Source organism: Actinomycetes bacterium (assembly GCA_036000965.1).
GTDB lineage: Bacteria > Actinomycetota > CALGFH01 > CALGFH01 > CALGFH01 > DASYUT01.
The window spans coordinates 18,984-33,970 of sequence record DASYUT010000253.1; the positions used below are offsets into that span (position 1 = coordinate 18,984).

Genomic DNA, 14,987 nt, shown 5'->3' on the forward strand with positions numbered 1-14,987 from the left:
CCACCACAGGACTCATCGTCAAGATCCTGCTGCTCGGGCTGGTCCTGGCGATCGCGATCTTCGCGGCGTTCCCCATCGTGTTCGTGGTGTCGGCGGCGCTGAACCCGATCGGCACGCTGAGCTCGTCGCAGCTCATCCCTACCGGAGCGAGCTTCGAGAACTTCAGCAAGCTCTCCTCGAACACCGAGTTCGTCTCGTGGTACCGCAACACCCTGCTCATCGCGCTGCTGGCGGTCGTGCTGTCCATGTTCATCTCAGCCTGTGCGGCGTACGCCTATTCCCGCTTCCGGTTCAAGGGGCGGCGCCTGGGGCTGCTGAGCCTGCTGCTGATCCAGATGTTCCCGCAGTTCCTGGCCATCGTGACCCTCTACCTGATGTTCACGACGATCACCGACTACTACCCGAGGGTCGGCTTCAACACCCCATGGGCCCTGATCCTGCTCTACCTCGGCGGTGCGCTCGGGGTGAACACCTGGCTCATGAAGGGGTTCCTGGACACCATCCCGAAGGACCTCGACGAGTCGGCCAAGGTCGACGGCGCCACCCACTCGCAGATCTTCTTCGGCATCATCCTGCCGCTGGTCACGCCCATCCTGGCCGTCACCGGGCTGCTCGGCTTCATCGCCTACGTCAACGAGTTCCTGATCGCCAACATCTTCCTGACCGACCCCAGCTCCAAGACGCTGGCGGTCGGCCTGTGGGGCCTCGTCGCCGGGGAACGCAACAACAACTTCGGGGTGTTCGCCGCGGGGGCGCTGCTTGCGGCCATCCCGACGGTCGCGCTGTTCCAGGTCCTGCAGCGCTACATCGTCGGCGGCCTGACCACCGGGGCGGTCAAGGGCTGACCGTGCACACTCCCCTGCTCGAGCAGCCGCACCACGACGGTGCCGCGCTGCACGTGGCCGACGACGCACCCTCGCCCGGCGAGACGGTGCCGGTGTTCGTGCGCGTGCCCCACGGCGACGGCGCGACCCGCCTGTGGGTGCGCACGACGCCGGACGCCGAGCCTCACTTCCTGCCAGGCGAGGTCGACCGGACGACGGCGTCGGAGACCTGGTGGCGCTGCGACGTCAAGGTGCGCAACCCGCTGACGAACTACCGGTTCCTCCTCGACGGCGGACCCCGGGGCTACCGCTGGCTCAACGGCACCGGCACCCACGCCTACGACGTCCCCGACGCCAACGACTTCCGGCTCTCCGCCTCCCCGCCGCCTCCGGCCTGGGCCCGCGACGCCGTCGTCTACCAGATCTTCCCCGACCGGTTCGCCCGCTCCGCCGCCGCGGACGGCCGGCGGCTGCCCGAGTGGGCCCGGCCCGCCGGCTGGGACGACCCCGTCGCCTACCGCGGCGACGACGCCGCGCTGCAGCTCTACGGCGGGGACCTCGATGGGATCGCCGACCATCTCGACCACATCGCCGCACTCGGCGCCGACACCCTCTACCTGACGCCGTTCTTCCCGGCCGAGTCCAACCACCGCTACAACGCGTCGAGCTTCGAGGAGGTGGACCCGCTGCTCGGCGGCGACAAGGCCCTGGCCCGGCTGGCGCAGCAGGTCCACGCCCGAGGCTGGCACCTCGTCGGTGACCTGACCGCCAACCACTGCGGCGACACCCACCCCTGGTTCCGCCTGGCGCGCAAGGACGTCGACTCCCCGGAGCGCGGCTTCTTCTACTTCCCCGGCCCGCACGACGACGCCTACGAGAGCTGGCTCGGGCACAGCACGCTGCCGAAGTTCCGGCACGGCTCCGCCGAGCTGCACCGCCGGCTGCTCCTGGGACCCGGTTCCGTGGCCGGGAGGTGGCTGCGACCGCCGTACGACCTCGACGGCTGGCGCATCGACGTGGCCAACATGACCGGGCGGCGGGCCACCGACGACTTCAACGCCGAGGTGGCCCACGCCCTGCGCGCGACCCTGGCGGAGGTGCGGCCGGACACGCTGCTGCTCGCCGAGCACTGCCACGACGCCTCCGGCGACCTCGCCGGCGACGGCTGGCAGGGCACCATGAACTACGCCGGGTTCACCCTGCCGGTGTGGTCGTGGCTGCGTCACCCCGACGTGCGCCAGCCCTACCTCGGGCTGCCAGTGGACGTGCCGCGCCTGGGCGCGGAGGCCCTGCTCAGCACCGTCCGCGCGTTCACCGCCGCCGCCCCGTGGCGGTCGACAGCGACCTCGTGGTCGCTGCTCGGCTCGCACGACTCGGCACGGATCCGCACCATCGTCGGGGACGCCGACCTCGGCGAGGTCGCGGCCGGGCTGCTGTTCACGATGGCCGGCGCTCCGATGGTCTTCGCCGGCGACGAGATCGGCGTGGAGGGCCTGCTGGGCGAGGACGCCCGGCGGCCGTTCCCCTGGCACCAGCCCGAGCGCTGGGACCGCGCCACGCTGCGTCGCTACCGCACGCTCGGGGCGCTGCGCCGCTCCCACGACGCCCTGCGCCGCGGCGGCCTGCGCTGGGTCCACGCCGAGGGCGACGCCCTCGCCTTCCTCCGCGAGAGCGAGCACGAGCGGCTGCTCGTGCTCGCCGCCCGGGCCGCGCACCGGCCGCTGCGCCTTCCCGCCGGCAGCCTCGGCCTCACCGGCGAGGCCCCCAACCTCTACGGCGGCGCCGACCCGCTCCATGCCGATCCTGACCACTCCTTGACCCTGCCCGGCGACGGGCCGACGTTCCAGCTCTGGCAGCTCGCCTGACCAGCCAACACGGGAGGGAACCCAGATGGCCGAGGTCATCCTCGACAAGGTCAACAAGCAGTACGACAACGGCTTCCACGCGGTCCAGGACCTCGACCTCGACATCGCGGACGGCGAGTTCCTCGTGCTGGTAGGGCCTTCCGGCTGCGGCAAGAGCACCGCCCTGCGCATGGTCGCCGGACTCGAGGACATCTCGAGCGGCACCATGCGCATCGGTGACCGGGTGGTCAACACGCTCTCCCCCAAGGACCGCGACATCGCCATGGTGTTCCAGTCCTACGCCCTCTACCCCCACATGAGCGTGGCCGACAACATCGCCTACGGCCTGCGCATACGGCGCATGGACAAGACCGAGATCGACCGTCGCGTCAAGCGCGTCGCCGACATGCTCGAGCTCGACGCGCTGCTGGACCGCAAGCCCAAGCAGCTCTCCGGCGGCCAGCGCCAGCGCGTCGCCATGGGTCGGGCGATCGTGCGGGAACCGCAGGTCTTCCTCATGGACGAGCCGCTGTCCAACCTCGACGCCAAGCTGCGGGTGCAGATGCGCTCCGAGATCGCCCAGGTGCAGCACGACCTGAACGTGACGACGATCTACGTCACCCACGACCAGACCGAAGCGATGACCATGGGTGACCGGGTCGCGGTGCTGAAGGCGGGGCTGCTCCAGGAGGTCGGCGGTCCGCAGTTCCTCTACGACAACCCCGCCAACATCTTCGCGGCCGGCTTCATCGGCTCACCGCCGATGAACATGGCCCTCGGGCGGATCGAGCGGCAGGGCGACGACCTGTCGATCCGCCTCGGCTCGGCGCTGATCAGGCTGCACCCGGCCGTGGTCAAGGAGCGTCCCGCGCTGGCGTCCTACGAGGGCCGGAATGTCGCGGCCGGGATCCGCAGCGAGGACATGGAGGATGCCCGGCTGGTCCGGGACGCACCAGCGGGCTCCCGGCTGCGCGCGGTCGTCACCCTCACCGAGGCCCTGGGCTCGCACATCATCGTGCACTTCGACGTCGACGCGCCGCGCGTGGTCACCGAGGACACCAAGCTGCTGGAAAAGGACGCCCACACCGAGGACGTTCCCCACCACGAGGGCACCCGGTTCGTCGCGTCGTTCGCGCCCCGCTCCCGGGTCCGCGCCGGCGACGCGGTCGAGGTGGTCGTCGACACCGAGCGGATGCACTTCTTTCGACCCGGAGGCCGGCACCGCGATCCGCACCGAACCGTCCCTGGTCAGGCGCCTGACGGGGGCGTAGAGCCCCCGCCAGAGCTGTGCCGACATCCTTGCGTACCCCGGCGGCGCTGGCATAGGCAAGACCGCGCTGGCCGTTGCCGACACCACCGCGCTGGCCGTTGCCGACGCCTACCGGCAGCGCAGAGCAGGTCCGGTCATGGTGGTCAGCGGGTGAGCGCCGCCGTCTCCTCCTCGAGCTCGCCGAGGTCGACGTCGCGCTTGCGGAACAGGCTGCTGGGCCACCAGATCCAGCGGCCGACGTCGAGGTTCAGCGCGGTGACCAGCACCGAGCGCACGACGAAGGTGTCCAGCAGGACGCCGAACGCCACCGCGAAGCCGATCTCGGTCACGAACACCAGCGGCAGCGTCCCGAGGGCGGCGAACGTCCCCGCCAGCACGACGCCCGCGGAGGTGATCACCCCGCCGGTGGCGGCCAGGCCGATCAGCGCGCCCCGCCGGGTGCCGTGGCGCCTGGCCTCCTCGTGCACCCTGGTCATGAGGAAGATGTTGTAGTCGGTGCCCAACGCGGCCAGGAACACAAACGCCCACAGCGGGAACGCCGGGTCGGCCCCGGCGAACCCGAAGAGGTGGTCGAAGGCCAGGGCGCTCACCCCCAGCGCCGCCGCGAACGACAGCACCACCGTGGCGACCAGCAGCAGCGGCGCGACGACCGCGCGCAGCACCAGCCCGAGGATGACCAGCACCACCACCAGCACCAGCGGCACGACCAGGTTGCGGTCGTGGCGGGAGGCACGCTGGATGTCGAGGTTGACCGCGCTGCCGCCGCCGACCTTGGCGTCCGCCCCCGGGATCGCGTGCACGCTGGCGCGGAGCTTGTCGACGAGGTCGTAGGAGGCCTGGCTGTCGGCGCTGCTGGACAGCGTTCCCTCGACGTAGGCGTAGCCGTCCCTGACCACCGGACTCGTGACGGCCGTCACCCCGGCGGTTCCGGACAGGGCGGAGCGGAGCTGCTGGGCGGCGCCGGCGTCGCCGATGACCTGGACGGGGTTGCCGGCGCCGGCCGGGAAGTGGCGGGCGAGCACCTCTTCGCCCGTCACCGCCTCCGGCTTGGTGCGGAAGGAGTCCTTGCTCTGCAGGCCGTTGGCCTCCAGTCCCGTCAGCCCCAACGCCAGCGACCCCAGCACCAGGGCGGTCACCAGCCAGACGACCCGGGGCCGGCGGGCCATGCGGACACCGATCCGGGCCCACAGGCCGCGCTCGGTCGGTTCGGCGGAACCCAGCGCCGGCCGCAGCGGCCAGAAGACCCAGCGGCCGAAGATGACCAGCAGCGCCGGGAGCAGGGTGATCATGGCGCACAGGCCGACCGCGATGCCGACCGCCATCACCGGGCCGAGGCTCTTGGTGGAGTTGAGCTCGGCGACCAGCAGGGTCAGCAGGCTCAGGATCACGGTGGCGGCGCTGGCAATGATCGCCGGTGCCGCCCGGTGCAGCGCCACCGCCATCGCCTCGTGCCGGTCGGCATGCCGGCGCAGCTCCTCGCGGTAGCGGGCGGTCAGCAGCAGCGCGTAGTCGGTGCCGGCGCCAAACACCAGCACGGTCAGGATGAACGCGCTCTGGCCGTTGACCGTCAGCCCCGCGTGCCGCGCGAGCAGGTAGATCACCGCCTGGGCGGCCGTCAAAGCGACGAACACGCAGGTCAGGGGCAGCAGCCACAGCACCGGGCTGCGGTAGGTGACGAGCAGGATGACGATGACGATCGCCGCCGTGATGTACAGCAGCGTGGAGTCAAAGCCGGAGAACACGTTGGCGAAGTCGGCGAAGTACCCGGCCGGCCCGGTCACATACACCCCGAGCCCGCCGGTGTCGGCCCGCGCGATCGACCGCAGCTCCTTGATCCTCGGGCCGAGCTGCTCCCAGCCGTTGCCCTCCTCCGCGACCTTGATCGGCACGACCACCTGCAACGCCCGGCCGTCCTTGGCCGGGATGGGGCCAAGGACCTTGCCGCTGACGTCGGTGACGGCGGCGAAGCGCCCGACGTCGGCGGCGACCTTGGCCCGGTCGGCCGCGGTGACGGCGCCGTCGGCGCGTTCGTACACCACCAGGGCGGGGAAGACGTCGCTTGGCGTGAACTGCTTGGCCAGCTCGACGACCTGGGTGGACTCGGCGTTCTTCGGCAGCCACGCCGACGCGTCGTTCTGCTGGGCGCTGTTGAGCTTGCCGGCAAGCGGCCCCGCGACCACGAACACCCCGATCCAAAAGACCAGGATCGCCCACTTGGTCCAGCGTCCACGCAGAAGCCCTGCGACCCCTCGCCCTCCGTCCATGACACCCCCACGATCTCCCAGCCGTCACAGCTCACATGGCCGGTCACGATATATCGTGACACCAGGGTCGTCAAGACATATCGCGTCACTTCGGACGGTGCGAGATCCGCAGCTCGACCCCCTCGGGCACCCCACCCGCCAACTCCCACCCGCCAACTCCCACCTCCCACCCGCCAACTCCCCAAGGCGAGCTGCCCGATCCGGCAGCGACGGGTGGCCGTTGGCCTGCCCCGAGCCTGGGTCGCCGGCGCAGTCGCGTGGAGGACGCACCGTCAGCCGTGGTTCACCGGCTCCGACTCTCGAGGTTACGATCCCAACAATGAGCGGCGTGCTGCACAGCCTTGGCGACCTGGCGAGCCCGTGGGCCTACCTGGTGATCGGGCTGCTGGCCGTGGCCGAGGCGACCGCCGGCCACGCTGGCGCTGGTCGACACCCATGGCGCCTTCGGGTTCCCGTCGGGCCACGCGGCCCAGGTGGCCGCCGTGTACGGGATGCTCGCCTACCTGGCAGCCAGCGCCGCCACCACCTGGCGGCTGAAGGTCAGCGTGTGGACGGCGGCGTTGCTGGTGACCCTGGTGGTCGGCTTCTCCCGCGCGTATCTCGGGGTGCACTGGCCGACCGACGTGCTCGGCGGCTGGGCGCTCGGCGGCCTGTGGCTCGCCGTGCTCGTGGTCGCCCACGCCACCCTGGCACGGGCCCGCCAGCACCCGCCGGGAAGGCCGCCAGCAGCACCCGACGGCGCGGTCCGGACACCGGGGACGGCAGGGGCCGTGGGGGGAGCTCGCTCCCCCCACGGCCAACAGGAGCGCCGGTAGACCAGTGGCCGGCAACAGCCAGCAGACACGCCTCAGCCTGAGGGACGCAGCAGGAAGAGCTGGCCGTCCTCCACTGTCACCGGCGCACCGCCGGGCGCGGTCGTGGGCGGGTGTGCCTGGGCGTCGGAGAGCCAGGTGTCGGCGCCGAACAGGGCGGAGGCGTCGATGATGCCGCTCGTCTCCCAGATCCCCGGGCCGACCGGGACGCCGTCGCGGCCGGGCGGGTCGAGCTGGGCGACGCGCGTCGCCGTCGAGGCGTCGACGCCGACCGCACCCACCGGGCCCTTGACGAGGGGGAACCGCCAGATCGAGCCGTCGCGGCCCTTCGCGGCCATGACGACCCGGCTCTCTGTCGTGCCGTCCTCGTTGATCATGAGGTACTGGCCGCTCACGCCGATGTTGTCGGGGCTGATCGCGATGTCGCCGCCCGCAGCGACGACCGTGTCGGCGTTGTAGACGGTCGTGAGGGTTGCCGGCTTGAGCGGGTTGCCAGGGTGCAGCCGCAGGGAGTACAGCCGTCCGAGCTCGTTGACGCCGTTGTCGGCGCCGCTCGACGAGCCGGTGGTGTCGAAGAAGAACTCGTTCGGGTTGTTCGGGTTGAAGGCGCCGTCCTCCGGGCGCACGAACGTCATCGCGCCGGCGGCGTCGCTCGCCGCCTCGAGCTGCACGTCGGTGAGGTCCTCCGCGTGCGGGATCTCGACCCACTCGCCGGTCACCGAGCCGCTCGTGAACGTCCGCTCGCTGTTCCGCGCGGGATCGAGCGAACGGAAGACGTAGAGCGTGCCGTTGTCGAGCCCGTTCCGCGCCAGGACGGTGGCGTTCGCCGACCGGTCCTGCTTGCCGACGTACATGTAGAGCTGGTTGTCGAGCGTGGCCGGCCCGTCCTCGGTCGCGAAGACCACCGTCTGGGTGCCCTGCCCGGGCTGGACGTTGGTGTTCTCCTTGGAGTAGCGGCCGAGCTTCGGCAGTGTGTGGAGCTCGTTGTCGAAGACCGCGACGGAGAGGCCGCCCTTGCCGTCGAAGGTGTTGGGGCTGTTCTCCTCCTCGTTGGTCAGGTAGATCGGGCGGTCGAAGCCGTTGTCGGGGCCGGCGAGGAAGCCGGAGCAGAACCGCGCGAGCTGGCGGGGCATCTGCGCCTCGTTGCCGACGACCGGCGCCGGCCCGAGCAGCGTGTTCTCTGCGTAGACCGAGTCGTAGGCCCGCTTGCCCGCGACCGGGTCCCCGTTCTGGTCGAGGATCCACTGCGACACGATCGCGCCGCGGTTCTTCGGCCCGCCGACGACGGGCTCGGACTGCGTCGTGAAGCCCAGCTCGTGATTCATGAACAGCGTGCTCGTGCCGTCGCCGTTCGGGTGGGCGCCGAGCCCGTCGGGGATCCCGACCATGCGGTACTGCTGTCCGGCGGCGCCACCGAGCAGCGGCACCTTGTCATCGACGCTGAAGAGCGCCTTGATCTCGTACGCGCCGCCGACCGGCTCGACGTACGGCTTCACCGACGTGGCGGCGAGCGCGGAGCCTGCCACCGCCACCGTCACGGCGAGCGCCGCGGCGAAGGCGGCGCGAATCGGGAATCGACTTGCCCTGCGGCTGCGTTCCTGCAAGGGTTCCTCCCCTCCTTCGAGACCGGATCCGAATCCTACGGCGGTCACGGCGCGCGGGAGTGACACGGCGGTGGCGCCCCGGTGAAGATGCCGCGACCCCAGTCAAAGAGACGCGGCCAGGTCTTGTGCTCGCACACGCGCAGGCTGGCCGAGCCCGCGCAGTCTGCGGCTGACGGCTGTCGTGGACCGCGGGCTAGGGGTTTCGCGGGCATGTCCCTGACCCTGCACGCTGGTGCTGCAGGTGTCAACCCGTCGGCGGCGGGGTCGTCACTAGGCCAGGATGCGCAGGGGCTCTTCGAGGATGGCCTTGAGATCGGCGAGGAACTGCGCGCCGGTGGCGCCGTCCAGGGCGCGGTGGTCGATGGACAGGGTGAGCTTCATCCGCTGGCGGGTGGCGAGCTGCCCGTCGCGGAGGACCGGCTCGGAGGTGGTCGCACCCACGGCCAGGATGGCGGCCTCAGGCGGGTTGATCACGGCGGTGAACTGGTCGATGCCGAACATCCCCAGGTTGGAGATCGTGAAGGTGCCGCCGGTGAACTCGTCGGGGCGGAGCTTGCCGGCGCGGGCCTTGTCGATCAGCGCCTTGGCGTCCCGGGAGATCTGGCTGACGCTCTTCTGGTCGGCGTCGCGGACCACGGGCACGATCAGGCCGCCACCCACGGCGACGGCGATGCCGACGTGGATGCGTCGGTGGCGCAGGATCTTGTCGCCGGCCCAGGAGACGTTGATGTCCGGGTGGGTGCGCAGCGTGACCGCGCATGCCCTGACCAGCAGGTCGTTCACTGACAGCTTGGTCCCCTGGTCGGCCAGCCGCTGGTTGAGCTCGGCGCGCAAGCCGAGCAGCGCGTCGGCGTCGACCTGGATGGTCAGGTAGAAGTGGGGTGCTGACTGCATGCTCTCGACCAGCCGGCGGGCGACCGTCTTGCGCATGCTGGTGAGCGGGATCTCCTCCACGTCCGCCGCGGCCGCGGCAGGAGCGGCAGCGGGCGCGGGCGCGGCAGGCGCGGCGGCAGCGGGCGCGGCAGGAGCGGCGGCGGCGGCAGGAGGCGGCGCGGCCGCGGCCGGGGGGGGCGGGGCGGGGGTGGCCCGGCCGCCGTCGCTGGCCGCCAGGGCCTCGACGTCGGCCTTCACCACCCGGCCACCGGGGCCGCTGCCGGTGACGGTGGACAGGTCGATGCCGTGCTCGCGGGCGATGGCGCGGGCCATCGGCGAGGCCTTGACCTGCTGCTCGCTGGCAGGGGCGGGGGCCTCGCCCGTCGCCGGCGGGACCGGCTGGGCGGTGGCCGCGACGGTGGTCTCCACCTCCGGGGCGGTCTCGATCGCCGCGGCCGTCTCGGCTGGCGATGCCGGCGCTGCCTCGGCGGGGGCCGCAGGGGAGGCGGCCGCGCCGCCGTCGCCGGTGCCGATGAGCGCGATCGGCTGGCCGATCGGGACAGTCTCCCCCTCCTGGACCAGGATCTGCTGCAGCACCCCCTCCTCGAAGGCCTCGAGCTCCATCACGGCCTTGTCGGTCTCGATCTCGGCCAGGATGTCGCCCCGTTGCACCTGCTCGCCAGGCTGCTTCAGCCAGGCGGACAGCGTGCCCTCCTCCATGGTGTCGGACAGGCGCGGCATGATGATCTCGGGCATGGTCGCGCACCTCCCTAGCGGGCACCGGACGCGTCGAGCGTCTCGTGGATGACCTTGACCAGATGATCGGCGTTGGGCAGGGCGGCCAGCTCCAGCGGCTTGGCATACGGCAGCGGGACCTCGGCCGCGGCCACCCGGCGCACCGGGGCGTCGAGGTAGTCGAAGGCGCCCTCGGCGATGGTGGCGGCGATCTCGGCGCCGACCCCGTAGGACAGCCAGTCCTCCTCCATGATCACGGCGCGGTTGGTCTTGCGGACCGAGGCCACGACCGTGTCGCGGTCCAGCGGCCGCAGGCTGCGCAGGTCCACCACCTCGGCGCTGATGCCCTCCTCGTCCTCCAGGCGGCGGGCGACGTCGAGAGCGACCTTGGCCATGCGGGAGTAGGCCACGATCGTCAGGTCGCTGCCCTGCTTGACGACCTGGGCGCGGCCGAACTCGACGGTGTAGTCACCGTCGGGGACCTCGCCCTTGGTGTTGTACAGGGCGAGGTTCTCGATGAAGATCACCGGGTCGTTGTCGCGTACGGCGGTGCGCAGCATGCCGCGGACGTCGGCCGGGGTGGCCGGGGTGACGACCTTGAACCCGGGGACGTGCGCGTACCAGACCTCGAGGTTCTGGGAGTGGGTGGCCGCCAGCTGCTGGCCGCCGCCGCCCGGGGTGCGCAGCACCATTGGCACCGGGGTCTGCCCGCCGAACATGCCGTGGATCTTGGCCCCGTGGTTGACCAGCTGGTCCAGGGCCAGGATCGAGAAGTTGATCGTCATGATCTCCACGATCGGCCGCAGCCCGAGCATGGCCGCGCCGATCGCGGCGCCGACGAACCCTTCCTCGCTGATCGGGGTGTCGACCACCCGTTTGGGGCCGAACTCGGCCAGCAGCCCCGCGGTGATCTTGTAGGAGCCCTCGAAGACCCCGATCTCCTCACCCATCAGGAAGACGTCGGGGTCGCGGAGCAGCTCCTCGCGCAGCGTGTCGTGCAGCGCCTGGCGGTAGGTCATCACGGCCACGGGATCACATCACCTCCACGCTGTGCGGGGCCGAGGCCACCACTGGGTCGCCGGGCAGGCCGCGCGGCTCGTTGGCGACCGGGGTGGCGTAGGCGTCGGCGAACAGGTCCTCGACGCTCGGGTCGGGGCTTTGGTCGGCGAAGTCGATGGCCTGGGCCACCTCGCGCTCCACCTCGGCCTCGAGCTCGGCCGCGCCGGTCTCGTCCAGCACCCCGGCGGCGACGAGCCGGGCGCGAAACGCTGGCACCGGGTCGCGGGCCCGGCCGCGCTCGACCTCCTCATTGGCGCGGTAGCGGGCCGGGTCGACCACCGAGTGGCCGCGCATCCGGAAGCTGGTGGCCTCCAGCAGCGTGGGGAGCGACTCGGTGCGGGCCCGGTCCACCGCCCGCCGGGCGGCGTCGCGCACCGCGAGCAGGTCGTTGCCGTCCACGCGCTCGCTGGCCATGCGGTACGCGCAGGCCCGCTGGTACAGCTCCGGCTCGGCCGAGGCCGCCTCCACCGTGGTCCCCATGCCCAACAGGTTGTTGACGATCACGTACACGATCGGGAGCTTCCACAGCTGGGCCAGGTTCAGGCACTCGTGGAAGGCCCCGGTGTTGGTCGTGCCGTCACCCATCTGGCACATGACCACCTCGTCCGAGCCCCGGTAGGCGATCGCCTGGGCGGCGCCGGTCGCCAGCGGGATCTGCCCACCGACGATCGCGTACCCGCCGAGCAGGCGCGCACTGGCGTCGAACAGGTGCATCGAGCCGCCGCGACCGTGCGACACGCCGGTCTGCCTGCCGAACAGCTCCGCCATCACCCGCCCGGGCTCGATCCCCTTGGCGAGCGCGTAGCCGTGCTCCCGGTAGTTGGTGAACAGGTAGTCACGCGGCTCCAAGGCGGCCAGCAAGCCGACGACGGTGGCCTCTTCACCGAGGTTGAGGTGGCAGTAGCCGCCGATCTTGGCCCGCTGGTACATCTCGCCGGTGCGCTCCTCGAACCGGCGCATCAGCCACATCATCCGGTAGTAGTCGACCAGGACGTCCGGCTTCTCGTCGGCAAGCGCGTCCGCCGCACGCTGTGGCTTCCGGCTGCGCCTGCGTGGTGGGGCTTTCTCGTCAGTCGCCATCGCGGTCCTCCTCCTTGTCACCGGCCGCCCCCGGCGCTACTCCCCCGGCGGCTGCTCCTGCCGGGTGAAGCGCTCGGTGGGCTGGCCGCACCGTGGGCACTGGTCGGGCGGCTGCTGGCCGCGGACCGGCTCGCCGCAGACCTCACAGGTCCACTCCAGCGCCAGCAGCTCGACCAGGTCGGAGCGGCTGACGATCCCGACCAGCTGCTGCCCGGCCAGGACCGGCACCCGCCGGATCCGCATGTCGACCAGCAGGGCGCGGACGTGCTCGACGTCGGTGTCCTCGGTGACGCTGATGACCGTCGGCGACATGAGCTCGCGCGCGGTCGCGCCCTGCTTGACCAGCAGGTCGTACTCGCTGACCAGCCCCACCACCGCGCCGGCTTCGTCAGTGACCGGGACGCCGCTGATCTTGTGCCTGGTGAGCAGCTCGGCCACGTCCGCGGTCGGGGTGTCGGGCCCGGCGGCGACGACCGGCGTCGTCATGATCTCCTTGACCTTCACGCTTCACACCTCCGTGAGATCGACCAGGCCGTGACCATCGTGGGAGCGACCAAGCCGTGACAAGGGCTAGCGGCGGCGGGGTGGGGCGGTGTGCACCGGCAGGCCGAGCGCGACCATGGCCGCCTCCATCGACCCCTCCCCCAGGGTGGGGTGGGCATGGACGGTGTCGGCGATGTCGGCAAGCGTGGCCTCCAGGTGCATGGCCAGCACCCCTTCGGGAATCAGGTCGCTGGCGCTGGGCCCGATGATGTGCACGCCCAGCACCTCGCCATACTTCCGCTCCGCCACGACCTTGACCAGCCCCTCGGTCGACCCGTAGGTCTGGGCGCGGCCCAGCGCGGAGAACGGGAACCGGCCGACGACCACGTCGTGGCCAGCCTGGGTGGCCTTGGCCTCGGTGAGCCCCACGCTGGCGACCTCCGGGTGGGTGAAGGTCGCGGCCGGGATGGCCTTGTAGTCCATGCGCTCGTGGCGGCCGGCGATCACGCCAGCGGCAACCAGCCCCTGGTGGCTGGCCACGTGGGCCAGCAGCACCCTCCCGGTCACGTCCCCGATCGCGTGCACCCCCGGCACGCTGGTCCGCAGCTGCTCGTCGACCTGGACCCAGCCCTTGGGGTCGGTCGTCACCCCGGTGCGCTCGAGGTCGAGCCCTTCGGTGTTGGGCCGGCGGCCGACCCCGACCAGCACCACGTCCGCCTGGGCCTGCTCGGGGTTGCCCCCGTCCGGGTCGGCGATGGTGACCCGCAACGGCCCGCTCCGCTTCCCTCTGCCCGCATGGGCGATCTCGGCGACCGTCCTGCCCGTCTGGACCCTGATGCCCCGCTTGGCGAACGAGCGCTCGAGGGTCTTGCCCATGTCGGCGTCCTCGGCCGGGAGCAGCGTCGGCAGCAGCTCGACCAGGGTCACCTGGGCACCGAAGGCGTGGAACATCGTCGCCCACTCGGCACCCACCGCGCTGGCGCCGATGATCACGATGCGCCGCGGCACCTCGCCGAGCAGGAACGCGCCGTCGGAGGTGACCACCCCGGGCAGGTCGATCCCGGGGATCGGCAGCAGCACCGGCGTCGAGCCGGTGGCGACGATCACGTTGCGCCCCTCGAGCCTGGCCTGCGGCTGGCCGTCGGGCGCGGGCGGCGCGTTGTACAGCGGCCCGCCCGCACCGAGCGTGGAGGGGCCGACGCCGACGACCTCCACCGTGGTCGGCCCGACGAAGCGCGCGTGCCCGCTCACCACCGTGACCCCGTTGGCCTTCAGCAGCCCCGCCACGCCGTCGGTGAGCCCCTTGACGATCTTCTCCTTGCGCTTGAGCACCGCCGAGTAGTCCAGCCGCACGTTGTCGGCCAGCACGCCGAACTCGGCGCTGTGCTGCATGGTCTCCAGCACCTCGGCCGAGCGCAGCATCGCCTTGGTCGGGATGCACCCCCAGTTCAGGCACACCCCGCCCGGACGCTCCTTCTCGACCAGCGCGGTCCTCAAGCCCAGCTGGGCCGCGCGGATCGCGGCCGGGTACCCGCCCGGGCCACCGCCAACGACCAGCAGGTCGAACGCCTGCTGCTCTGCCTGCTCGGCCATCCGTCATCACCTCCCGTGCCGTTGCGGCCCTGAAGCGTACATGCCTACAGCCGCTCGAAGACCACCACGACCTCTCCCTCCCTGGCCACGACCTGTCCCTCCCTGGCCATGCCGACCCCTCTGCTCGTGTGCCACCGGTGCTGGCCGCCTCGTCACATGTACAGGTGTACAGGCCGCCGTCGATGCCGTACATCTCCCCGGTGCCGCACCTCTCCCCGATGCTTTCCCCGATGCTTTACATCCCCCCGGTGATATACCCCGAATCCGGGTCGGCCGGGAACCACACCACGCAGCGGTGCTGCTGCGGTGGGCAAGGCGGCAGGGATGGCGGTAGCCGGCAGACGCCCACACCGACTCGAGCCGCCTCAAGTCGGACATCGAGCATGCCGATGGCGGCGTCAAGGCTTTGCAAAGACCAGCCAGCTCGACATGGCCAAGGCCACAATGGGGTGGGCTGGCTCGGGCGCCGGGCCGCCACCGCACCGACGGCCGGGCCGCCGGCGATCGCATGGGCCCGCATGACCGAGGTGACAAGATGCGGAGAAG

The 14,987-nt window shown here is 71.4% G+C and carries 10 protein-coding genes and 1 pseudogene; 4 read left to right on the forward strand and 7 right to left on the reverse strand.

Annotated features, from left to right (window positions below; all coding sequences use genetic code 11):
• Positions 1–14: 14 nt before the first annotated feature.
• The 3 genes and pseudogenes from VG276_21910 (at position 15) to ugpC (ending at position 3,827) form a co-directional block, all read left to right on the forward strand.
• Positions 15–845: a sugar ABC transporter permease gene (locus tag VG276_21910; protein HEV8651976.1), complete on the forward strand. Its 831-nt coding sequence runs from the start codon at positions 15–17 to the stop codon at positions 843–845.
• Positions 846–847: 2 nt separating this feature from the next.
• On the forward strand, positions 848–2,689 hold the full coding sequence (locus tag VG276_21915; GenBank protein HEV8651977.1) for a glycoside hydrolase family 13 protein: 1,842 nt from the start codon (positions 848–850) through the stop codon (positions 2,687–2,689).
• A gap of 25 nt (positions 2,690–2,714) precedes the next feature.
• A pseudogene (gene ugpC / locus VG276_21920) lies at positions 2,715–3,827 on the forward strand (sn-glycerol-3-phosphate ABC transporter ATP-binding protein UgpC).
• 254 nt (positions 3,828–4,081) lie between these two features.
• Here ugpC and VG276_21925 read toward each other — a convergent pair.
• The gene (locus VG276_21925) at positions 4,082–6,202 is read right to left on the reverse strand and encodes an MMPL family transporter (GenBank protein HEV8651978.1); all 2,121 of its coding nucleotides are present in this window, start codon (positions 6,200–6,202) and stop codon (positions 4,082–4,084) included.
• Positions 6,203–6,684: 482 nt separating this feature from the next.
• Here VG276_21925 and VG276_21930 point away from each other — a divergent pair, with 482 nt between their 5' ends.
• Positions 6,685–7,017, forward strand: a complete 333-nt coding sequence (locus tag VG276_21930) for a phosphatase PAP2 family protein (GenBank protein HEV8651979.1) — start codon at positions 6,685–6,687, stop codon at positions 7,015–7,017.
• A 32-nt stretch (positions 7,018–7,049) separates the two neighbouring features.
• Here VG276_21930 and VG276_21935 read toward each other — a convergent pair whose 3' ends face one another.
• The 6 genes from VG276_21935 to lpdA all read right to left on the reverse strand — a co-directional run bounded on the left by VG276_21935 (position 7,050) and on the right by lpdA (position 14,441).
• Positions 7,050–8,618, reverse strand: a complete 1,569-nt coding sequence (locus VG276_21935) for an alkaline phosphatase PhoX (protein ID HEV8651980.1) — start codon at positions 8,616–8,618, stop codon at positions 7,050–7,052.
• A 270-nt stretch (positions 8,619–8,888) separates the two neighbouring features.
• Positions 8,889–10,247, reverse strand: a complete 1,359-nt coding sequence (locus VG276_21940) for a pyruvate dehydrogenase complex dihydrolipoamide acetyltransferase (protein ID HEV8651981.1) — start codon at positions 10,245–10,247, stop codon at positions 8,889–8,891.
• 14 nt (positions 10,248–10,261) lie between these two features.
• Positions 10,262–11,254: an alpha-ketoacid dehydrogenase subunit beta gene (locus VG276_21945; protein HEV8651982.1), complete on the reverse strand. Its 993-nt coding sequence runs from the start codon at positions 11,252–11,254 to the stop codon at positions 10,262–10,264.
• Positions 11,255–11,258: 4 nt separating this feature from the next.
• Positions 11,259–12,365, reverse strand: coding sequence for a pyruvate dehydrogenase (acetyl-transferring) E1 component subunit alpha (pdhA, locus tag VG276_21950; GenBank protein ID HEV8651983.1), 1,107 nt, complete (start codon positions 12,363–12,365; stop codon positions 11,259–11,261).
• Positions 12,366–12,401: 36 nt separating this feature from the next.
• Positions 12,402–12,869 (reverse strand): CBS domain-containing protein, encoded by a 468-nt coding sequence (locus VG276_21955; GenBank protein HEV8651984.1) that lies wholly within the window; start codon positions 12,867–12,869, stop codon positions 12,402–12,404.
• Between the two features lie 66 nt (positions 12,870–12,935).
• Complete coding sequence (gene lpdA, locus VG276_21960; GenBank protein ID HEV8651985.1) at positions 12,936–14,441, reverse strand: dihydrolipoyl dehydrogenase; 1,506 nt, start codon at positions 14,439–14,441, stop codon at positions 12,936–12,938.
• Between the last annotated feature and the right edge of the window lie 546 nt (positions 14,442–14,987).